This window comes from Inquilinus sp. (genome assembly GCF_039594555.1).
Lineage (GTDB): Bacteria > Pseudomonadota > Alphaproteobacteria > DSM-16000 > Inquilinaceae > Inquilinus.
In genome coordinates this window covers 1-19,089 of the sequence record NZ_JBCNNF010000095.1, presented here as the reverse complement: position 1 = coordinate 19,089, position 19,089 = coordinate 1, and the positions used below count along the sequence as shown (strand labels likewise).

At 70.8% G+C, this 19,089-nt stretch carries 21 protein-coding genes; 6 read left to right on the top strand and 15 right to left on the bottom strand.

Annotated features, from left to right (window positions below; genetic code table 11):
• Together ABDW35_RS12745 and tsaE are read right to left on the bottom strand one after the other, a co-directional pair.
• On the bottom strand, positions 1-204 hold a 204-nt coding region (locus ABDW35_RS12745), incomplete at its 3' end, for a hypothetical protein (RefSeq protein ID WP_343714244.1).
• Positions 201-671, bottom strand: a complete 471-nt coding sequence (gene tsaE / locus ABDW35_RS12740; protein WP_343714243.1) for a tRNA (adenosine(37)-N6)-threonylcarbamoyltransferase complex ATPase subunit type 1 TsaE — start codon at positions 669-671, stop codon at positions 201-203. The genes tsaE and ABDW35_RS12745, both read right to left, overlap by 4 nt.
• A gap of 114 nt (positions 672-785) precedes the next feature.
• Between tsaE and ABDW35_RS12735 the strand changes: the two genes are divergently transcribed.
• On the top strand, positions 786-1,802 hold the full coding sequence (locus tag ABDW35_RS12735; RefSeq protein WP_343714242.1) for an NAD(P)/FAD-dependent oxidoreductase: 1,017 nt from the start codon (positions 786-788) through the stop codon (positions 1,800-1,802).
• Positions 1,803-1,939: 137 nt separating this feature from the next.
• On the opposite strand, the gene ABDW35_RS12730 is transcribed toward ABDW35_RS12735, so the two are convergent.
• Complete coding sequence (locus ABDW35_RS12730) at positions 1,940-2,545, bottom strand: LysE family translocator (RefSeq protein WP_343714241.1); 606 nt, start codon at positions 2,543-2,545, stop codon at positions 1,940-1,942.
• Positions 2,546-2,668: 123 nt separating this feature from the next.
• Here ABDW35_RS12730 and ABDW35_RS12725 point away from each other — a divergent pair, with 123 nt between their 5' ends.
• The 3 genes from ABDW35_RS12725 (at position 2,669) to ABDW35_RS12715 (ending at position 5,475) form a co-directional block, all read left to right on the top strand.
• Positions 2,669-3,286 carry a PAS domain-containing protein gene (locus tag ABDW35_RS12725; protein ID WP_343714240.1) on the top strand — a complete coding sequence of 206 codons (618 nt, stop codon included), beginning with the start codon at positions 2,669-2,671 and terminating at the stop codon, positions 3,284-3,286.
• 11 nt (positions 3,287-3,297) lie between these two features.
• Positions 3,298-4,434, top strand: coding sequence for an aminotransferase class I/II-fold pyridoxal phosphate-dependent enzyme (locus ABDW35_RS12720; RefSeq protein ID WP_343714239.1), 1,137 nt, complete (start codon positions 3,298-3,300; stop codon positions 4,432-4,434).
• A 78-nt stretch (positions 4,435-4,512) separates the two neighbouring features.
• The gene (locus tag ABDW35_RS12715; RefSeq protein WP_343714238.1) at positions 4,513-5,475 is read left to right on the top strand and encodes a hypothetical protein; all 963 of its coding nucleotides are present in this window, start codon (positions 4,513-4,515) and stop codon (positions 5,473-5,475) included.
• Between the two features lie 9 nt (positions 5,476-5,484).
• Here the strand turns inward: ABDW35_RS12715 and ABDW35_RS12710 are convergent, their stop codons facing one another.
• From ABDW35_RS12710 to ABDW35_RS12700, 3 genes are all read right to left on the bottom strand, one after another.
• Positions 5,485-6,561 carry a calcium-binding protein gene (locus ABDW35_RS12710; RefSeq protein WP_343714237.1) on the bottom strand — a complete coding sequence of 359 codons (1,077 nt, stop codon included), beginning with the start codon at positions 6,559-6,561 and terminating at the stop codon, positions 5,485-5,487.
• A gap of 211 nt (positions 6,562-6,772) precedes the next feature.
• Positions 6,773-8,077, bottom strand: a complete 1,305-nt coding sequence (gene ahcY / locus ABDW35_RS12705) for an adenosylhomocysteinase (protein ID WP_343714236.1) — start codon at positions 8,075-8,077, stop codon at positions 6,773-6,775.
• Positions 8,078-8,214: 137 nt separating this feature from the next.
• Positions 8,215-8,958 carry a TerC family protein gene (locus ABDW35_RS12700; RefSeq protein WP_343714235.1) on the bottom strand — a complete coding sequence of 248 codons (744 nt, stop codon included), beginning with the start codon at positions 8,956-8,958 and terminating at the stop codon, positions 8,215-8,217.
• A 339-nt stretch (positions 8,959-9,297) separates the two neighbouring features.
• On the opposite strand from ABDW35_RS12700, the gene ABDW35_RS12695 reads away from it, so the two are divergent.
• Both ABDW35_RS12695 and ABDW35_RS12690 read left to right on the top strand, forming a co-directional pair.
• Positions 9,298-10,071, top strand: a complete 774-nt coding sequence (locus ABDW35_RS12695; protein WP_343714234.1) for a DeoR/GlpR family DNA-binding transcription regulator — start codon at positions 9,298-9,300, stop codon at positions 10,069-10,071.
• 8 nt (positions 10,072-10,079) lie between these two features.
• Positions 10,080-11,246 carry an MFS transporter gene (locus tag ABDW35_RS12690; protein WP_343714233.1) on the top strand — a complete coding sequence of 389 codons (1,167 nt, stop codon included), beginning with the start codon at positions 10,080-10,082 and terminating at the stop codon, positions 11,244-11,246.
• A 7-nt stretch (positions 11,247-11,253) separates the two neighbouring features.
• On the opposite strand, the gene ABDW35_RS12685 is transcribed toward ABDW35_RS12690, so the two are convergent.
• The 9 genes from ABDW35_RS12685 to ABDW35_RS12645 form a co-directional block, all read right to left on the bottom strand.
• The gene (locus ABDW35_RS12685) at positions 11,254-11,640 is read right to left on the bottom strand and encodes a hypothetical protein (RefSeq protein WP_343714232.1); all 387 of its coding nucleotides are present in this window, start codon (positions 11,638-11,640) and stop codon (positions 11,254-11,256) included.
• Between the two features lie 91 nt (positions 11,641-11,731).
• Positions 11,732-12,715 (bottom strand): NAD(P)-dependent oxidoreductase, encoded by a 984-nt coding sequence (locus tag ABDW35_RS12680; RefSeq protein ID WP_343714231.1) that lies wholly within the window; start codon positions 12,713-12,715, stop codon positions 11,732-11,734.
• A 10-nt stretch (positions 12,716-12,725) separates the two neighbouring features.
• Positions 12,726-14,513 carry a phosphoenolpyruvate--protein phosphotransferase gene (gene ptsP / locus ABDW35_RS12675; RefSeq protein WP_343714230.1) on the bottom strand — a complete coding sequence of 596 codons (1,788 nt, stop codon included), beginning with the start codon at positions 14,511-14,513 and terminating at the stop codon, positions 12,726-12,728.
• A 4-nt stretch (positions 14,514-14,517) separates the two neighbouring features.
• Positions 14,518-14,820 (bottom strand): HPr family phosphocarrier protein, encoded by a 303-nt coding sequence (locus tag ABDW35_RS12670; protein WP_343714229.1) that lies wholly within the window; start codon positions 14,818-14,820, stop codon positions 14,518-14,520.
• Entirely contained in the window at positions 14,817-15,227 is a 411-nt protein-coding gene (locus ABDW35_RS12665) for a PTS sugar transporter subunit IIA (protein WP_026869137.1), read from the bottom strand. Before ABDW35_RS12665 ends, ABDW35_RS12670 begins: the two co-directional genes overlap by 4 nt.
• Before the next feature lie 43 nt (positions 15,228-15,270).
• Complete coding sequence (rapZ, locus tag ABDW35_RS12660; protein WP_343714228.1) at positions 15,271-16,155, bottom strand: RNase adapter RapZ; 885 nt, start codon at positions 16,153-16,155, stop codon at positions 15,271-15,273.
• Positions 16,152-16,634: an HPr kinase/phosphatase C-terminal domain-containing protein gene (locus ABDW35_RS12655; RefSeq protein WP_343714227.1), complete on the bottom strand. Its 483-nt coding sequence runs from the start codon at positions 16,632-16,634 to the stop codon at positions 16,152-16,154. Before ABDW35_RS12655 ends, rapZ begins: the two co-directional genes overlap by 4 nt.
• Before the next feature lie 27 nt (positions 16,635-16,661).
• On the bottom strand, positions 16,662-18,158 hold the full coding sequence (locus ABDW35_RS12650; RefSeq protein WP_343714226.1) for a pre-peptidase C-terminal domain-containing protein: 1,497 nt from the start codon (positions 18,156-18,158) through the stop codon (positions 16,662-16,664).
• 44 nt (positions 18,159-18,202) lie between these two features.
• On the bottom strand, positions 18,203-19,089 hold an 887-nt coding region (locus ABDW35_RS12645; protein ID WP_343714225.1), incomplete at its 5' end, for a HAMP domain-containing sensor histidine kinase.

The following is a 19,089-nucleotide window of genomic DNA, read 5'->3' as shown; positions in this document are numbered from 1 at the left end:
CAGCAGCCGGGGCAGCAGGAGGGGTTTCCCCTCCGCCGCGCGCAGAAAAGCGTCGCGCAGGGTGGTGCCGGCCCGGCGGCTGGGCAGCAGCACGGTCATGGCGCCCAGCGCCAGCGGGTCGCCCGCCGCCCGGGCCAGCAGGCCGCGGGCCAGGGCGTCGGCCACGCCGCCGCCGGCCGCGATGGTGTACACGCGCGGGGTCACGGCCCCTCGCGCAGGGCCCGGGCCAGGGCCGCGCCGCGGCCGCCCAGGCCGGTGATGGCGGCGACGCGCCCGTCGCCCGGGCCCTGCGCCAGCTCGACCTTCAGCCGGTCGGCCGGCGTCAGCGGGCCCAGCCGGTCGGGCCATTCCACCAGGCAGATGCCCAGCCGTGCCTCGTCCCAGCCCAGCTCCAGCACCTCCTCCGGCGCCGCCAGCCGGTACAGGTCGAAATGCCACAGCGGGCCGGCGGGCAGGTCGTAGCTCTGGACCAGGGTGAAGGTCGGGCTCGGCACCTCCAGCTCCGGCTCGCCTGCGGCGGCGCGGATCAGGGCGCGGGCCAGGAAGGACTTGCCGGCGCCCAGGTCGCCGGCCAGCAGCACGATGTCGCCGGGCCGCAGCAGCGTCGCCAGCCGCGCCGCCAGGGCTGCGGTCGCGGCTTCGTCCGGCAGGTCGAAGGTGAATCGGAACATCGGCCGATTGTTCGCATACCCGGGCACGCTGCGTCATCCCTGCGTCGCATGGGGTGATGCGCAGGCGCGCGGAACCGGCTATCCCATCGGGGTCTGGAGCCCCGGAGGATACCCATGGCCAGCCCGCATCGCACCGACGTCGCCATCATCGGGGCCGGCCCGGTCGGGCTGTTCGCGGTGTTCGAATGCGGCATGCTGAAGCTGCACTGCCATGTCGTCGACGTGCTCGACGTCCAGGGCGGGCAATGCGCGGCGCTGTATCCGGAAAAGCCGATCTACGACATTCCCGGCCAGCCGCGGATCGAGGCGGCGGAGCTGATCGACAGGCTGGTGGCGCAGGCCGCGCCCTTCGTCCCGGTCTACCATCTGGGCCAGCGGGTCGAGACCCTGGCGCGGCAGCCGGACGGGCGCTGGCTGGTCGGCACCAGCGCCGGCACCCAGATCGATGCGGCGGCGGTGATCGTCGCCGCCGGGGTCGGCGCCTTCGGCCCGAACCGGCCGCCTTTGGCCGGCATCGAGGCCTATGAGAACCGCTCGGTCTTCTACATGGTGACCCGGAAGGAGGCGCTGCGCGGCAAGCGGGTGGTGGTGGCCGGCGGCGGCGACAGCGCGCTGGACTGGTCGATCCTCTTGGCCGACATCGCCGCCAAGGTCATGGTGGTGCACCGGCGCGACAAGTTCCGCGGCGCGCCGGACAGCGTGGCCAAGCTGCACGCTTTGGCCGAGGCGGGACAGATCGAGCTGGTGACGCCCTACCAGCTGCATGGGCTGGAGGGGGCGGGCGGCCAGCTCTCCGCCGTCACCGTGGCGACGCTGGACGGCGAGGTGCGGCGGCTCGACGCCGACGTGCTGCTGCCGTTCTTCGGCCTGTCGATGAATCTCGGCCCGATCGCCGATTGGGGGCTGGCGCTGGACAAGAACCACATCGCCATCGACCAGGCGACGGCGGCGACCAGCGTGCCCGGCATCTTCGCCGTCGGCGACATCGCGACATACCCGCACAAGCTGAAGCTGATCCTGACCGGCTTCGCCGAGGCTGCCTCCGCCGCCCACGCCATCCACCCGCTCGCCCGGCCAGGCGAGGTGCTGCATTTCGAGTATTCGACCACGTCCGGCGTGCCGGTGGCGTGAAGCGACCCCTTCCCTCATTGTCATCCTCGGGCTTGACCCAAGGATCCAGGGGCCATTGAGAACGGCTCTTCGTGGCCCTGGATTGCCGGGTCAAGCCCGGCAATGACAGAAAGGGGAGGGGGCGACCCCGCCCGACATCAGCCGAACAAATCCGCCGCGATCGGGTACAGCGAGGCGACCAGCAGCAGGGCCATGCCCAGGTTGAAGGCGCGGACGGCGGCGGGGGCGTGCAGCACCCGGCGCAGCGCCGTGCCGAACAGGGCCCAGCAGCCGACGCTGGGCAGGTTCACCAGCCCGAACACCAATGTGACGATCGCCAGATTGCCCAGGAACCCCGCCTGCGGCGTGTAGGTGGCGATGGCGCCCACCGCCATCACCCAGGCCTTGGGGTTGACCCATTGGAACGCCGCGGCCTCCAGGAAGGTCATCGGCCGCCCGGATTCGCCGCCGGCGGCGATGGGGCCGGACCGGGCGATCTTCCAGGCCAGATAGAGCAGATAGGCGGCGCCGCCGTATTTCAGCAGCTCGTACAGCAGCGGCCAGGCGGCGAAGGCGGCGCCCAGCCCCAGCCCGACCGCCGCCACCATCACCGTGAAGCCGACGGCGATGCCGACCATGTGCGGCACCGTCCGGCGGAAGCCGAAGCTGAGGCCGGAGGCCGTCAGCATGATGTTGTTCGGCCCCGGCGTGATCGAGGTGACGAAGGCGAACAGCACGAAGGAGGAGAGCAGCTGCGGTGTCATGGCCGCAGAGTGGCGCGGCGGCGGGATCAGGACAATCGTAACATTGTCCCGATCAATATACCGATATGGCGGCGTCAATCTCCGTGCTAGACTCATATAAACTGTCTGATCTAGACAATCTGTATGAACTGGCAATCCCGATACGACGCGGTCGCCGAGGCGATCGCCGCCCTGCTCGGCCCGGAAGCGGAGGTGGTGCTGCACGACCTCGCCACCGACACGATCCTGCGGATCGTCAACCCGCTGTCGCGCCGCCAGCCCGGCGACCCGTCGCTGCTGGACCTGGAGCCGGGCGACCTGGCGCCCGGCCGCACCGTCCTGGGCCCCTATGAGAAGGCCGGGCCGTCCGGCGACCGCATCCGTTCGGTCAGCGCCGTGCTGCCGGGCGATGACGGCCGGCCCGCCGGGCTGCTCTGCGTCAATCTCGGCCTTGGCCGGGTCGACGCCGCCGCCCGGCTGCTGGCCGGGCTGTTCCCGCCGCCGGCGCCGCGGCCGGAGCCGCTGTTCCGGCGCGACTGGCGCGAGGCGATCAACCTGATCCTGCGCGACCGCCTGGCCGCCGCCGGCCTGTCGGCCGACCGGCTGGACCGGGCCGGCCGCATCGCCCTGGTCGCCGAGATCGATGCCGAAGGCCTGCTGGAGATGCGCCACGCCGCCACCTATGTCGCGGCCCAGCTCGGCATCTCCCGCGCCACCCTGTACGCCGACCGGGCCGCGGCCCGGTCTCAAGCTGCCGCCTGAGGAGCTTCCCGATGTCCCTGCCCGAATTCGCGCTCGAGGCCTATTTCGCGCGCTGGGAGTTCACCGCCCGCCACAATCTCTGCGCCTCCGACATGCAGTCGCTGACGTTGGCCGACCTGCTGGCCCTGGGCACACCGGAGCAGCGCGAGGCCTGGGACCGGCTGTGGCTCGGCTACACCGAGACTGCCGGGGCGCCGTCGCTGCGCGCCGCGATCGCCGGCATGTATGCCGGGTTGGAGGCCGACGACGTCGCGGTCACGGTCGGGGCGGGGGAGGCGATCTTCCAGTCGGTGCGGGCGCTGCTGGCTCCGGACGACCATGCGGTGACGCTGATCCCGAACTACCAGTCGCTCGAGGCCGTGGCGGCCAGCGTCTGCGCCGTCACCGGCGTGCCGCTGCAGCCCGACCCGCAGGCGCCGGGCGGCTGGTCGCTGGACCCGGACCGGATCGCCGCGGCGCTGCGGCCGAACACCCGGCTCATCATCCTCAACGTGCCGCACAACCCGACCGGCTGGCTGCCGCCGCGGCCGGTGTTCGACGAGATCATCGAGCTGGCCCGGTCGCGCGGGATCTGGCTGCTGGCCGACGAGGTCTATCGCGGGCTGGAGCGGCGCGAGCAGGACCGGCTGCCGCCGGCGGTCGAGCTGTATGAGCGGGCCCTGTCGGTCGGGGTGCTGTCCAAGACCTACGGCCTTCCGGGGCTGCGCCTGGGCTGGGTCGCCTGCCGCGACCGCGAGCTGCTGCGCCGGATCGTGCGGCAGAAGGACTACACCACGCTGTGCGCCCCGGCGCCGAGCGAGGCGCTGGCCGAGATCGCGATCGGCGCGCGGGAGCATCTGGTGCGGCGCAGCCGGGACCTCGTCGCCCGCAACCTGCCGCTGCTGGAGGCGTTTTTCGCCCGCCACGCCAACCGCTTCGAATGGCAGGTGCCGGCGGCCGGCTGCATCGGCTATCCGCGCTATCTCGGCGGCGAGGGGGTGGATGCCTTCGCCGATGACCTGGTCGAGCGTTCCGGCGTGCTGCTGCTGCCGGCGCGGGTGTACCGCTCCGCCCTCGGCCCGGTGCCGGACGACCGCTTCCGCATCGGCTTCGGCCGGGCGGACATGGCCGAGGCGCTGGAAGCGTTCGAGGCGCATCTCGGCGCGTGACCCTGCTGCGACGCGATGGCGGGGAGGCGCGGCGGCGCCGCAGCGTGTAGGGTGCGGCCGGATCATCGGGATGAGACCATGCTGCGCCGCCTCGCCTTCGCCCTCCTTCTGCTGCTGCCGGCCCTGCCCGCAGCGGCGGCCGACCAGACCCTCGGCACCTTTCGCGGCACGGTCGCGGGCCCCGGCGGCGAGACCGAGCAGATCGAGGGCTTCGCCCTGGCGGTGAAGGATGACCGCGGCCGCTTCGTGGTCGGTATGACCGCGACCGGCGAGGGCGTGATCCGCGCCCGCCAGATCCAGCTGCTGCTGCCGGCCGATGTCGCGCCAGGCACGCTGCAGGTCGGCAGCTATGATTCGGCCCGGCACGACCAGGCCGGCAAGGCGTCCGGCGCGCTATACCTCGCCATCGGCGCCGACGGATCGCGAGTGCGCGACTGCCGGCTGGTGCCGCAGGGCACGGTGGAGCTGACCGGCGTCTCGCCCTTTGCCGGCACGCTCAACTTCTCCTGCCGCGATTCGTCGGAGGCGACGCTGTCGCTGAGCTTCGACGCCGTGCCGGTGGACCCGACCCAGGTGGTTCCGTCGGAGCCGGCGGCGGCCTCGGCCCGCCCGGGCCGGGTCAGCACCAAGGTCGGGGCGCCGGTCAACGCCACCATCACCGGCAGCGGTTCGGCCAAGCGCCAGGCCGCCGGCGGCCGGCTGCTGATGCTGTATCTGGAGCAGGAGCGCGACGTCCACGGCATCAAGCAGATGATGCCGGTCGGCGCCGTGGTGGTGGCGCTGCCGAAGGACGCCGCCCTCGGCGCGCACGACCTGAAGCCGTTCTCCCAGGCGGTTGCGGCCGACAAGTCTGCGACCGATTACGGCGTGTCCTTCAGCCTCGAGGCCGGGGACGATTCGCTCGATGGCTGCGACCAGGCGGCGAGCGGCACGCTGACCCTGACGGGTCTGGATCCGCTCGCCGGCTCGGCCCGCTTCACCTGCGCCGACCAGAAGGATCTTTCGGTCGAGAGCGATTTCGACGGCATCCCGACCGAATAGTCCGCCGGGTCAGAGGATGAAGTCCGCCGCCACCATGGTCGGCAGGCCGGACAGCTTGATCTGGAAGTCCGCCGCCCCGTCGCCGTTGACGTCGCCCTCTACGAGCGTGTCGGTGCCCGAGGCCACGGCATGCAGCTGGCCGGCGACATGGGTGAAGGCGCCGACGATGAAGGTGAAGGCCTGGTTGCCGGCGAGGCCCGTGTTGGCGTCGATCGCCGAGAGGTCGATGCGGTCCCTCTGGGCGTGGCTGAAATCGGTGATCCGGTCGGCATTGGCCCCGACCGCGCTGTCGGCGATCGCGCCGTAGACGAAGCGGTCCGCACCGCCGCCGCCGGTGAGGGTGTCGGTGCCCAGGCCGCCTGAAAGCGTGTCGTTGCCGTTCCAGCCCTGCAGCGTGTTGGCGGCGCCGTTTCCGGTCAGGCTGTCATTGCCCTGGCTGCCGGAGAGATTCTCGATGGCGAGCAGGGTGTCACCCTGAGCTTCGCCGCCGGTGGCCTTGCCGGTGGCCAGGCTGACCGCAACCCCGGTCGAGCCGCTGAAGTAGCTGGCCGTGTCGCTGCCGTTGCCTCCGTCGAGCACGTCCGGGCCGGCCCCTCCGCGCAGCACGTCGTTGCCGTCGCCGCCGGACAGGAAATCCGCCCCGCCATTGCCGGTCAGCGTATTGGCGCCGGCGTTGCCGACCAGGGTGTCGGCCGCGTCGCCGCCGGTCGCGTTGATGGCGGCGCTGCCGGTCAGGATCAGCCGCTCGACGAATTGCGGCAGGGTGTAGGAGACGCTCGAATAGATCGTATCGGTGCCGTCCGAGGCCGAGAACTCGGTGACGGTGTCGCCGGCCGAATCGACGAAGTAGGTGTCGTCGCCGAAATTCCCCTGCATGGCATCGTTGCCGGTGCCGCCGTCGATCACGTCGTCGCCGCCGCCGCCATCGATGAAATCGGCGCCGGCCCCGCCGAAGGCCAGGTCGTCGCCGATGCCGCAGTTGAGATTGTCGTTGCCGTCCAGGCCGTTGAACACATCGTTGCCGCTGTTGTCGCCGCCCAGCAGCGGCAGCGAGTCGTCGCCATTGGTGCCTGTGAATGTAGTCATCGAATTCTCCTGGGACAGGAATTAAGTATCAAATTGCTCGGGAGGCGTGAAATCTGGCTTATATTAACGGCATCGATTGGGCACGAAGGTGCTGAATCTGGGGTTTTCTTCGCGATTGCCCCGCCGGAACGCCATCATCTTTGCGGCAGTCATGAAAAAGCCCCCGCCGGAGGGCGGGGGCTGGTCTCGATCGGAACCCCCGCGGGGTCGATCAGTAGCGGTAGTGGTCCGGCTTGAACGGGCCCTGCGCCGGCACGCCGATATAGTCGGCCTGCTTCGGGGTCAGCTGGGTCAGCTTGGCGCCGATCTTCTCCAGGTGCAGCGCCGCGACCTTCTCGTCGAGGTGCTTCGGCAGGACGTAGACCTTGCGCTCGTAATTGGCGTGGTTCTGCCACAGCTCGATCTGCGCCAGCACCTGATTGGTGAAGCTGGCCGACATCACGAAGCTAGGGTGGCCGGTGCCGCAGCCCAGATTGACCAGCCGGCCCTGGGCCAGGACGATCAGGCGCTTGCCGTCGGGGAACACCACCTCGTCGACCTGCGGCTTGACCTCCTCCCACTTGTAGTTGCGGAGGGCGTCGATCTGGATCTCGCTGTCGAAGTGGCCGATGTTGCTGACGATCGCCCGGTCCTTCATCGCCCGCATGTGGTCGAGGGTGATGACGTCGACATTGCCGGTCGCGGTGACGAAGATGTCGCCGATCGGCGCCGCCTCGTCCATGGTCACGACCTGGTAGCCTTCCATCGCCGCCTGCAGGGCGTTGATCGGGTCGATCTCGGTGACCAGGACGCGGGCGCCCTGGCTGCGCAGCGAGGCGGCCGAGCCCTTGCCGACATCGCCGTAGCCGGCGACGACGGCGACCTTGCCGGCCATCATCACGTCAGTGGCGCGCTTGATGCCGTCGACCAGGCTCTCGCGGCAGCCATACAGGTTGTCGAACTTCGACTTGGTGACGCTGTCGTTGACGTTGATGGCAGGGACCTTGAGGGTGCCCTTCTTCATCATCTCATACAGGCGGTGCACGCCCGTGGTCGTCTCCTCGGACAGGCCGCGGACCTCGGCCAGCATCTCCGGATACTTGTCGTGCATGATCTGGGTGACGTCGCCGCCATCGTCCAGGATCATGTTCGGGGTCCAGCCGCCTGGGCCGCGCAGCGTCTGCTCGATGCACCACCAGAACTCCTCCTCGGTCTCGCCCTTCCAGGCGAAGACCGGGATGCCGGCGGCGGCGATCGCCGCGGCGGCCTGGTCCTGGGTCGAGAAGATGTTGCAGGACGACCAGCGCACGGTGGCGCCCAGCGCCGTCAGTGTCTCGATCAGCACCGCGGTCTGGATGGTCATGTGCAGGCAGCCGACGATGCGGGCGCCCTTCAGCGGCTGCGACGCGCCGAACTCCTGCCGCAGCGCCATCAGGCCGGGCATCTCGGTCTCGGCGATGGCGATTTCCTTGCGGCCCCAGCCGGCGAGGCTGAGATCCTTGACCTTGTAGTCGGTGAAGGTGGCGGCGTCGGGCATCGGGTGCTCCTGCAGCAAAGTCGGAATTGCCGCAGGGTGTAGCAGCCGGGCCGGTCCGCCACAAGCATAAAGACATCTTTATATGTTTGATTGGCCCTCCCCGCCGCCGGATCGGACGGCGGCGGGGAGGGGCCGGATCAGACCTGCTTCTTCTGCGCCGCCGCCTCCACGCGTTTGGCGTGGCTGCGCTTGGCCAGCAGGTTCAGCACCTCGACGCCCAGCGAGAAGGCGATGGCGAAGTACAGGTAGCCGCGCGGGATGTGGAACTGCAGCCCGTCGGCGATCAGGGCCACGCCGACCAGCAGCAGGAAGGACAGGGCCAGCATCTTCACCGTCGGGTGGCGGTGCACGAAGCGGCTGATCGGGCCGGAGGCCGCCAGCATCGTGCCGACCGCGACGATCACGGCGGCGTACATCACCGGCAGGTTGTCGGTCATGCCGACCGCGGTGATCACGCTGTCCAGCGAGAACACCAGGTCGAGGATGATGATCTGGCCGATGATCGCGGCGAAGCTGGCCGCCTTGATGGCGTGGCCCTCCTCCTTCTCCTCGATCGCGGCATGCACCTCGATCGTGGCCTTGTAGAGCAGGAACAGGCCGCCCGCGAGCAGGATCAGGTCGCGCCAGGATACCTCCTGGCCGAAGGCCGTGAACACCGGCGTCGTCAGGCCGATGATCCAGGAGATCATCGCCAGGAACACCAGGCGCAGCAGCAGCGCCAGGATCAGGCCGACGCGCCGGGCATTGGCGCGCTGGGCCTCCGGCAGCTTCTCGGTGGCGATGGCGATGAAGATGATGTTGTCGATGCCGAGGATGATCTCGAGCACGGCCAGCGTCAGGAAGCTGGCCCAGATCTGGGGATCGGCGAGGAAGTCGAGCACGGCTCGTCGGTCTCCGTATGGCTGAAGCCGCCGGGATATTGGGGGCAGCGGCCCAGATTACCAGGAGTTCATGTCCGATTTCGCCTGTTGTCCCAGGAAGGGAAGGGTGGACGCGGTCGCGGCGAGGGACCCATGCCCAAGCGTCTATTCGCCTCTCCTCATTGTCATCCTCGGGCTTGACCCGAGGATCCAGGGGCTTTCGGAGCCGCTCTCGGTGGCCCCTGGATTGCCGGGTCAAGCCCGACAATGACAGAAAAGGGAGTCTCGAGTTCTCTCATGCCGGCTGTTGCATGTTTGTGCATGTTCTTGCATGATCACGCAAAATCAGGCAGAGCCCATATGACCGACATCCTGTTGCCCGAGGAACGGCGCAAGCGCCTCCTCGACCTTCTCGCCCTCGACGGCAAGATCCTGGCCACCGCGGCCAGCGCGACCCTCGGCGTGTCCGAGGACACGATCCGCCGCGACCTCAACGACCTGGCCCGCGCCGGGGTCGTGCGCCGGGTCCATGGCGGGGCGCTGCCGTTGCCGCTGACCCCGGCCACCGGCACCTTCGCCACCCGGGCGACCGAGCGGACGGAGGCCAAGGCCGCGCTGGGCCGGATGGCGGCGGAGCTGATCCGGCCGGGCGAGGTGGTGCTGCTGGACGGCGGCACCACCATGCTGGCGGTGGCGGAGGCGCTGCCACCCGACCTGCGCGCCACCATCGTCACCCCGAACCTGCCGGCGGCGCTGGCGCTGACCCGGCATCCGTCGGCCGAGGTGGTGCTGCTGGGCGGCCGGCTGGACAAGGCCGACCAGGCGACCGTCGGCACCTCGGTGCTGGCGGCGCTCGACGGGTTGCGCGCCGATTTCTGCCTGCTCGGGGTCTGCAGCCTCGATGTCGAGGCCGGGCTCGGCGGCATGGACCATGAGGAGGCGCTGGTGAAGCGGCGCATGGCCGCCTGCGCCGGCCGTGTCGCCGCCGTGGTCACCGCCGACAAGCTGGGCACCGCCGCCCCGTTCCCGATCCTGCCGGTCGGCCGGCTCGATGCGCTGATCACCGAGCGCTCCGCCGACCCCGGCCTCCTGGCCGCCTGCCGCCAGACCGGCCTGACCCTGATTCTCGCCTAGGACTTCCGATGACCAGCCTCGCCCGCACGGACGATCCGTCCGACACCGCCGATCTCCGCGCCGCGCGCTTCGCCACCCGGGCGATGTTCCTGATCTGCGGCACCGTCACCGCCAGCTGGGCGCCGCAGGTGCCGCTGGCCAAGGCCCGGCTGGGCATCGATGACGGCGTGCTCGGCCTCACTTTGCTCGGCCTCGGCGCCGGGGCCATGGTGGCGATGCCGCTGGCCGGGTTCCTGGCCTCGCGCTTCAGCAGCCGGGTGGTCACCGCGCTGGGCGGGCTGGTGATCTGCCTGTCGCTGCCGCTGGTCATCCTGGCGCCGGACGCGCCGCTGCTCGGCCTCGCCTTGTTCCTGTTCGGCGCCGCCACCGGGTCGATGGACGTGGCGATGAACGTCCAGGCCACGGCGGTGGAGGCGCGCGGCACCCGGCCGGTGATGTCCTCCTTCCACGGCATGTTCAGCGTCGGCGGGCTGATCGGCGCCGGCGGCGCCAGCCTGCTGCTGGGCCTCGGCCTGTCGCCGCTGCTGGTGGCGGTGGCGATCAGCGGCGTCATGCTGGTGCTGCTGGCGACCCAGGCCGGGTCGATGCTGCCGCCGGAGCGCAAGGCCGCCCAGGCCGGGATGCGCTTCACCCTGCCGCGCGGCATCGTGCTGGTGCTCGGCCTCCTGACCTTCGTGCTGTTCCAGGCCGAAGGCGCGGTGCTGGACTGGAGCGCCGTGTTCCTGCACGACAGCCGCGGCCAGGACCCGGCGGTGGCCGGGCTCGGCTACGCCATGTTCGCGGTGGCGATGGCGGTGATGCGGCTGGCCGGCGACGGCATCACCAGCCGCTTCGGCGGCGAGACGGTGGTGCGGCTCGGCTCCGCCGTGGCGGCGGCCGGCTTCCTGCTGGCGGTGCTGGTGCCCTGGCCGCCGGCCGCACTGGCCGGCTTCGCCCTGGTCGGGATCGGCGCCGCCAATGTCGTGCCGGTGCTGTTCAGCGCCGCCGGCCGGGTGCCGGGCATGCCGCCGGGCCTCGCGATCTCGACCATCGCGACGCTGGGCTATTGCGGCATCCTGGCCGGCCCGGCGGCGATCGGCTTCGTCGCCGACCATCTCGGCCTGCCGGTCGCGCTCGGCATCGTCGCGGCGCTGCTGGTCGCGACGGCGGCCGCGGCCCGGGCGGTGCGGGTCTGACGGCCGGCTAGGAACCGCGCCGTCCGGAGGCGGCGGCGCCGTACAGCCGCAGCGGCGGCAGGGCCGGCCGGGCATCATTCCGCAGTGCCGGGGCGGATCCGTCGTCGCTCGGCCCGGCCGGCCACAGGCGGTTCAGCCGGGCGACGGTGGCCACGATGTCGCGGCGCAGCTCGGCCGGCAGGAACGGATCGCCGGCGTCGATCACGGCCTCAACCCGGGCCAGCAGGCCCTCCAGCTCCAGAACCTGGCGGTCCCCGACGCTCGCGTTTCGCATCAGCAGGGCGCAGGTGCGGCCCAGCCAGTCGGCGAGATCGTCGGCATCGCCCAGGCAGACCGGCGAACGCTCCTCATCCCGGAGCCAGATCGCCGGCGTCACGTGAACGATCCCTTGCATGCCTCTTCCCACCACGAGTCGGCACTGCTCAGTTTTGTATAAAATATTATGTATTGCAATATAGAGAATGCTTATTCTTTGCGATTTCGGGTCAGCCCACCGGGTAGGGGCCTTCGGCGAAGGTCTCCGCATGATAGCCCTTGGACCCGACCAGTTGGGCCAGCGGGCTCCACAGGCTGCCGCCCGCCCGCAGCCGGTCGAGCACCGCGCCGAAATCGTGGCGGGGGCGCCAGCCCAGCTCGGCCCGGGCCCGGTCGTTGACATAGACCCGGTCGATGCCCGGCAGCATCCGCCAGCCGCGGCGGGCATATTCGGCCTCATGGCCGGGAACGCGCCGCCGCACCACCGCCGGCGCGTCGCGCCGCAGCTCCGCCAGATCCTCCGGCCGGAACGGCGTGGTGGCGCTGACGATGTAGCGGCCGAAGCCGACCGCCGGCGCCTTCTCCAGCGCCAGCAGATGGGCGTCGACCACATCCTCGATGTCGACCCGCCGGAACAGGAACTCGCTGGCCTTCAGGTTGGCGTCGGCATAGGCGGCGCGCTTGGCCCCGTCGTCATCGGCCTCGGGGAAGAAGCGCGAGGTCCGCAGCACCAGGCAGGGCAGGCCCTGGTTGCGGTGGAACAGCTGGCACAGGTCCTCGGCCGCGGCCTTGGTGACGCCGTAGATGTTCTTCGGCACCGGCACGAAATCCTCGGTCACCCAGGCGGCCGGGGCGTCCGGCGGCGGCACCAGCGCGTCGCCGAACACGCTGGTGGTGCTGGTGAAGACGAAGGCGCCGACGCCCGTGGCCGCCGCCTCCTCAAGCAGGTTCAGCGTGCCGGTGACGTTGGTGTCGACGAAGTCCTGGCGGGCATGGGTGGCGACATGCGGCTTGTGCAGCGTGGCGGCGTGCAGCACCGCCTGAACCCCCGCCATGGCCTGCCGCACCACAGCGCGGTCGGCCACCGAGCCGACCCGGTCGGTGAACGCTCCCGGCAGCAGGTCGAGGCCGATGGCCTCGTGCCCCCGGTCGCGCAGCGTGCGGACCAGCGCCTCGCCGAGATGGCCGGAGCTGCCGGTGACCAGGACCTTCATCGGCCGCCCCCTATCCGCCTTCGTTGAAATCGTCGAGCAACGCGGCGATGCGGCCGGAATCGGTCTGGTCCAGCATCATCCGGGCGCGGCGGGCGGCGGCGACGCTGTCCAGCGTCAGGATCCGGCGCTTGACCTCCAGGAGGCGCAGCGGCGCCATCGACAGGTCGCGGACGCCCAGCCCCACCAGCAGCGCGGTGAAGCGCGGGTCGCCGGCGATCTCGCCGCAGGCGCTGACCGGGATGCGGGCGCGCAGCGCCGCCTCGACTGTGAACTGCACCAGCCGCAGCACCGAGGTGTGCAGCGGGTCGTAGAGATGCGACACGGTCTCGTCGCCGCGGTCGGCGGCCAGCGTGTACATCACCAGGTCGTTGGTGCCGATGGCGAAGAAATCGACCTCGCGCGCCAAAGCGTCGGCGATCAGCGCCGCGCCCGGCACCTCGATCATCGCGCCCAGGGGCGGCATCGCCGCCGGCACCGGCACCCGGCGCCGCTTCAGCCGCCGCATCGTCCGGTCCAGCGCCGCCTTGACCGCCCGGATCTCGCCGATGGTGGTGATCATCGGCACCAGCACCCGGATGGGCCCGTGCGCCCCGGCGCGCAGGATCGCCGCCAGCTGCGTCTCCAGCAGCTTCGGCTCCTTCAGCGACAGGCGGATGGCGCGCAGGCCCAGCGACGGGTTCGGGGTTTCGGCGAAGCGCCCGCCGAGGGCCGAGGCGATCTTGTCGCCGCCGAGGTCGAGGGTGCGGATCGTCACCGGCTTGCCGGCCATGCCTTCGACCACGCCGCGCAGGATCGTGTACTGCTCCTCCTCGCCCGGCAGGTCGTCCCGGTTCATGAACATGAACTCGGTGCGCAGCAGGCCGACCCCGGCGGCGTTGAACTCCGTCGCCGCCTGCACGTCGCGTGGCAGCTCGACATTGGCCGACAGGGTGACGGCGACGCCGTCGCGGCTGCAGGAGGGCAGGCCGACCAGCGCCTGCAGCTGCTTGCGGTCGGCCCGCGCCAGGTCGCGCCGGATGCGATAGGCGGACAGCGTCTCCGGCGTCGGGTCGATGATCACCTGGCCGGCGGTGCCGTCGACGATCACCGTCTGGCCGGCCCGCACCCCGGCCAGCAGGCCGGGCACGCCCAGCACCGCCGGCAGGCCCAGCGACCGCGCCATCACCGCGGTGTGGCTCTGGGCCCCGCCGAGGGCCGAGGCGAAGCCCGCCACCCGGCGCGGATCCATCAGCGCGGTGTCGGCCGGGGTGATCTCCTCGGCCAGCACGATGCTGCCTTCGGGCAGGTTGGCGAAGGCCTGGAACTGGCGCTTGGTCAGGTTGCGGATCAGCCGGGCGCCGACCTCGCGGATGTCGTCGATGCGGCTGGCCAGGTAGCTGTCATCCATCGCCGCGAACTGGGCAGCGATGGCCGTGATCTCCGACTGCACCGCGTATTCGGCGTTGATCCGCTCCTCGGCGATCCGGGTCTCGACCCCGCGCAGCAGGCGCGACCCGGACAGGATCGCGGCATGAGCGTCCAGCAGGTAGCCGACATCCTCGGCCGCCTGCTCCGGCAGGGCCTGGGCCTTGGCCTTCAGCTTCTTGATCTGGCGGCGGGACTTAGCCAGCGCCTCGGCGAAGCGCTCGCGCTCGCCGGGCAGGTCGGCCTCCTCCAGCCGGTACTCGGGCACCTGCTCGAAGCCGCTCTCGATCAGATGGGCCGGGCCGATGGCGACACCGCCGGAGACGGCCAGGCCGCCCAGCACGATCTCGCGGCCGGGGGCCGATATCGGGAGGTCGGCGATCCGCGTCGCCATCTCTTCAGTCCTCGTCGAAGCCGCGCTCGACCAGGGAGACGAGCGCCGCCAGGGCTTCCGCCGCCTGCGGTCCGGCCGCGGCGATGGCGATGTCGGTGCCGGGGCCGGCCGCCAGCATCATCAGCCCCATGATCGACTGTCCGCCGACCTCGGTGCCGTTGCGCTCGACCCAGATCTCGGCGTTGAACTCGGCCACCAGCTTGACGAACTTGGCCGCCGCCCGCGCATGCAGGCCGCGCTGGTTGCAGATGGTGACGCTCCGGGTCAGCCGCTCGGCCGCCATGTCCGGGGTCCCCGCGCCGGTCATTTGCGCTTCTCGGGCTTCAGCAGGGCCGAGGCCACGCTGATGTATTTCTGCCCGGCCTCGCGCGCCGCGGTCACCGCGTCGGTCAGGGTGTCGGTCTTCCGCACCGAGGCCAGCTTGATCAGCATCGGCAGATTGATGCCGGCAATCACCTCGACATTGGCTCGGTCCAGGATCGAGATCGCCAGGTTCGACGGCGTGCCGCCGAACATGTCGGTCAGCAGCACCACGCCGCGCCCGCCATCGACGGCGGAGACCTTGTCCATGATCTCGGCCCGGCGCTGCTCCATGTCGTCCTCGGGGCCGATGCACACCGTGGCCACCTGGGGCTGGGCGCCCACCACATGCTCCATCGCGGCGACGAATTCGTCGGCGAGACGACCATGGGTCACGAGGACCATGCCGATCATCGGGTGGGTGGTCATGTCGTTCCGGATGCCTTCCTGTCAGCCCTCATACCGGCATGTCGCGATGGACCAGCCCGCGGCGATAGCCCTGGCCGTCCAGCCAGGCCGCGAGCGTCTCCGCCACGAACACCGATCGATGTTTGCCGCCGGTGCAGCCGACGGCGATGGTCAAATAGCTCTTGCCCTCGCGGTTGTAGCGCGGCAGCAGCGGTTCCAGCAGGCCGAACAGCGAGGCCATGAACGGGTCGAACTGGGCGTCGCGCCGGATCATCGCCTGCACCGCCGGGGCCTGGCCGGTCTGCGGCCGGAGGTCAGGCACCCAATGCGGGTTGTCGAGGAAGCGGACGTCGAACACCAGGTCGGCCTCGCGCGGCAGGCCACGCTTGAACGAGAAGGACATCACGGTGACGTAGAGGCCGGGCGTGGCGTCCAGGCCGAAATGCCCCTCGATCAGGCGCCGCAGGTCCTGCGGGCTGGTCAGCGAGGTGTCGACCACCACGTCAGCCAGCAGGCGTAAGGGATACAGCTCCAGCCGCTCGCGGCGGATGCCGTCGGCCACCGGCCGGTCGGTCGCCAGCGGGTGGCGCCGGCGCGTCTCGGTGAAGCGGCGCTGCAGCACCTCGTCATCGGCATCGACGAACAGCAGCCGGACATCGACGTCGCCGCGGGCGCGCAGGGCCGCGATCTCGGCCTCCAGCGCCTCGACCGAGAAGCCGCGGGTGCGGGTGTCGATGGTCACGGCCATCGGCCGGCCCTCGGCATGGTCGACCAGCGGGCCCAAGAGCGCGATCGGCAGGTTGTCGATCGCCTCGTGGCCGAGATCCTCGAGGGTCTTGAGCGAGGTGGAATGGCCGGCGCCGGACAGACCGGTCACCAGCACCAGACGATGGCGGGCGCCGGACGGCGCCGAAGCTTGGGGGATGTCGGTCATCGGGCGAGACGGCGTGCTGGCAGGGCCAGGGCGGCCAGGGCCAGGCGCAGCTTGACCGGCGCCGACGCCTCGAACGGCGCCACCGAGACCAGCGGCAGGCGGATGCCGAGATAGGCGCAGACCGCCGGCTCCGGCAACCGCTCGATCGCCTCGGCCGGCTTCAGGTCGGCGACCAGCAGCACCGGGGCGGCCGGGTCGAACGGCACCGGGATCGGGCCGAAGCCCCGGGCCTCGATCAGCCCGGCCAGGATGGCGGGCGGGCGCGCCACCACGACGCCGCCCTCGAGCGAGAGCTGCACCCGGTCGTCGGCGACCAGGCGGCCCCCGGCATCGATCAGCCGGAGGGCCAGGTCGGATTTGCCGCTGCCCGACGGCCCGCGCAGCAGCACGCCGCGGCCGTCGACTGCGACGCAGGTCGCATGGATCGTCGCCATCGCGGGTGGGAAGGTGACCGGCCCCCCGACGCGTGTCAATCGCAACGGCAAATCCTCAGACAACAAGACGGGTTATTTCGCCGGCACAGCCTTCGCCTCCAGCGTGTACGGCGTGTCGCCCTGGTAGGAGTAGACCCGCAGCAGATAGGTGCCGGGGTCCAGGCGCAGCTGCAGCTGCTCCGGGTCGGTGCCGGATTCGGCGCCGCTGATCAGGCTTTCCTGGTCCGAGGCGCGCAGCAGGTCGATATCAGCGTCGCCCTGCTCCATGGTCAGGCGGATGGTGACGTCGGCCCGGTTGACCAGGGTGAAGGTCCAGTAGTCGTCGCGGTCGGTGAAGCCGACCCAGTCCTTGACCGTCACCGGCGTCGGCCCGACATGCTCCAGCTTTCCGGCCTCATCCGGCGTGTTGCCGGCGTTGTCCGGCGGCGGCGGGGCGGCGGCCTCGCCGGCCACCGAGACGTGGTAGTCCGTGGCCTCGCTGCCGGCCGGATAGACGTTCAGGTAATAGGTGCCGGCATCGAGCGTCGCGCTCAGCGATTCCGCCTCGGTGTCGGTGTTGGTGCCGCTCAGGAGGAAGCTGCCGTCGGCGCCCACCAGGTTGATGTCGGCATCGGCCGACAGCCCGTCCAGGGCGATGGTGATCTTCTGCCGCTCGCGGATGGTGAAGGCGTAGTAGTCGCTGGCATCGGCCGGGCCGACCCAGTCATTGGCCTCGGCGCTGCTGCCGGTGACGTCGCCCAGGTCGCGCGCGTCGGACTGGTCGGAGCCGGCCGAATCCGGCGGCGGCTCCTGGCCCGGCGTGCCGGAGACGGAGAGGCGGTAGGGCGTGGCGTCGCCGTAGCTGGTGATGACCAGGTAGTAGGTGCCGGGCCCGACCGCCGCGGCGATGTGCTCGCTGTCGGAGCCGCCATTGGCGGAGGAGCCGAGGCCGCCGCCGTCCTTGTCCTTCAGCTCGATATCCGCATCCGCGGTCATGCCGGTGAGGTCGACCGACAGGTTGGTCCAGCCCTCGGTGGTGATGGCGTAGACATCGGTCTGGTCGCTGTTCGAGACGCGGCCCTCGGCGGTCAGCGGCGACGCGCCGACGGCACCCAGCGGCGTCGCCGTGGCGATGGTGTCGTCGGCGGATTCGTCGGCCGGCGCCAAGCCGTTGTCGCCGGTGCCGGCGGCGCCGGGCATGGCGATGCGCATCGGCGCCAGAGTCTGCGCCCACATGTAGCCGACCGGCGTCTTCGGCGTCTGCACCCGCACCCAGCCGCCGGAGGCCAGCCGGCCGGTGACGATGACCTGCGACCCGAAGGGCAGGGTCTCCTTCAGCTCGGCGGTGCCGTTCGGGGCGCCGCGGACCGAGGCGCTGGCCCAGGTGACGAAGGACAGCGCGTCCATCTCCTCGGCCATCGCCGGCGCGGCCGCAGCCGCGGGCGGTGCCGGCGGCACGGGCACAGCGGCCTGGTCCTGGACCTGGACGACGACTGGCGGCGAGACCACCGTCTGGGTCTGGGCCAGGGCCGGCACGGCGGCCAGGGCGAAGACGCTGCCGAGCAGCAGCCCGCGCAGGCTCGAAATCATGAAAAACCCCCTTCGATGCGGAATGTCGTGATCGCTGCCGCCCCTCACTTCGCCGGGATCTTCACCGTGAAGCGGGCGCCGGGGCGCCCCTCCCGGTTCTCGGCGAAGATCTGGCCGCGATGGGCGGTGATGATCTGCTTGGAGATGCTGAGGCCCAGGCCGGAATGGGTGCCGAACTTCTCCCCGGCCGGGCGCTCGGTGTAGAACCGGTCGAAGATCGCCTCCAGCTTGGCCGGCGGGATGCCGGGGCCGTCATCCTCGATGGTGGCGATGACCCAGGCGCCCTCGCGCCGGGCGCGCAGGGTGATGGCGCCGTCGGGCGGCGAGAACGAGATCGCGTTGGTGATCAGGTTGCGGAACACCTGCACCAGCCGGTCCTCGATGCCGGGCACTGTCAGGGCCGATCCGGGCGGCAGGCTCAGGGACACCTTGATCCCGGTGTCCTCCAGCGTGGTCTTGTACAGCTCGGTCAGCATCCCGAGCATGCGGGCGATGTCGACCGTGCCGGTCTCGGCGCGAGACAGCTCGGCATCCAGCCGCGACGCGTCGGAGATGTCGGTGATCAGCCGGTCCAGCCGCTGCACGTCCTCCAGGATGATCGCCATCAGCCGGCGCTGCTGCGCCGGGTCGGTGATCCGGGCCGTGGTCTCGACCGCGCTGCGCAGCGAGGTCAGCGGGTTCTTGATCTCGTGCGACACGTCGGCGGCGAAGCGCTCGATCGCGTCGATCCGGGTCCACAGCGCCGCGGTCATGGCACGCAGGGCCGAGGCCAGCTCGCCGATCTCGTCGCGCCGGCCGCTCATGTCCGGAATCTCGATCTTGCGGCCGCGGCCCTGCTGCACCCGCTCCGCCGCCCGCGCCAGCCGGCGGATCGGCCGGGTGATGGTGCCGGCGAGATAGAGGGACAGGATGATGGTGACGCCCAGCGCGA

Excerpts from the sequence above, each read along its gene's own strand:
- tsaE (WP_343714243.1), bottom strand. The coding sequence starts at position 671 with ATGTTCCGATTCACCTTCGACCTGCCGGACGAAGCCGCGACCGCAGCC.
- ABDW35_RS12735 (WP_343714242.1), top strand. The coding sequence starts at position 786 with ATGGCCAGCCCGCATCGCACCGACGTCGCCATCATCGGGGCCGGCCCG.
- ABDW35_RS12730 (WP_343714241.1), bottom strand. The coding sequence starts at position 2,545 with ATGACACCGCAGCTGCTCTCCTCCTTCGTGCTGTTCGCCTTCGTCACC.
- ABDW35_RS12725 (WP_343714240.1), top strand. The coding sequence starts at position 2,669 with ATGAACTGGCAATCCCGATACGACGCGGTCGCCGAGGCGATCGCCGCC.
- ABDW35_RS12720 (WP_343714239.1), top strand. The coding sequence starts at position 3,298 with ATGTCCCTGCCCGAATTCGCGCTCGAGGCCTATTTCGCGCGCTGGGAG.
- ABDW35_RS12715 (WP_343714238.1), top strand. The coding sequence starts at position 4,513 with ATGCTGCGCCGCCTCGCCTTCGCCCTCCTTCTGCTGCTGCCGGCCCTG.
- ABDW35_RS12710 (WP_343714237.1), bottom strand. The coding sequence starts at position 6,561 with ATGACTACATTCACAGGCACCAATGGCGACGACTCGCTGCCGCTGCTG.
- ahcY (WP_343714236.1), bottom strand. The coding sequence starts at position 8,077 with ATGCCCGACGCCGCCACCTTCACCGACTACAAGGTCAAGGATCTCAGC.
- ABDW35_RS12695 (WP_343714234.1), top strand. The coding sequence starts at position 9,298 with ATGACCGACATCCTGTTGCCCGAGGAACGGCGCAAGCGCCTCCTCGAC.
- ABDW35_RS12690 (WP_343714233.1), top strand. The coding sequence starts at position 10,080 with ATGACCAGCCTCGCCCGCACGGACGATCCGTCCGACACCGCCGATCTC.
- ABDW35_RS12685 (WP_343714232.1), bottom strand. The coding sequence starts at position 11,640 with ATGCAAGGGATCGTTCACGTGACGCCGGCGATCTGGCTCCGGGATGAG.
- ABDW35_RS12680 (WP_343714231.1), bottom strand. The coding sequence starts at position 12,715 with ATGAAGGTCCTGGTCACCGGCAGCTCCGGCCATCTCGGCGAGGCGCTG.
- ptsP (WP_343714230.1), bottom strand. The coding sequence starts at position 14,513 with ATGGCGACGCGGATCGCCGACCTCCCGATATCGGCCCCCGGCCGCGAG.
- ABDW35_RS12670 (WP_343714229.1), bottom strand. The coding sequence starts at position 14,820 with ATGACCGGCGCGGGGACCCCGGACATGGCGGCCGAGCGGCTGACCCGG.
- ABDW35_RS12665 (WP_026869137.1), bottom strand. The coding sequence starts at position 15,227 with ATGATCGGCATGGTCCTCGTGACCCATGGTCGTCTCGCCGACGAATTC.
- rapZ (WP_343714228.1), bottom strand. The coding sequence starts at position 16,155 with ATGACCGACATCCCCCAAGCTTCGGCGCCGTCCGGCGCCCGCCATCGT.
- ABDW35_RS12650 (WP_343714226.1), bottom strand. The coding sequence starts at position 18,158 with ATGATTTCGAGCCTGCGCGGGCTGCTGCTCGGCAGCGTCTTCGCCCTG.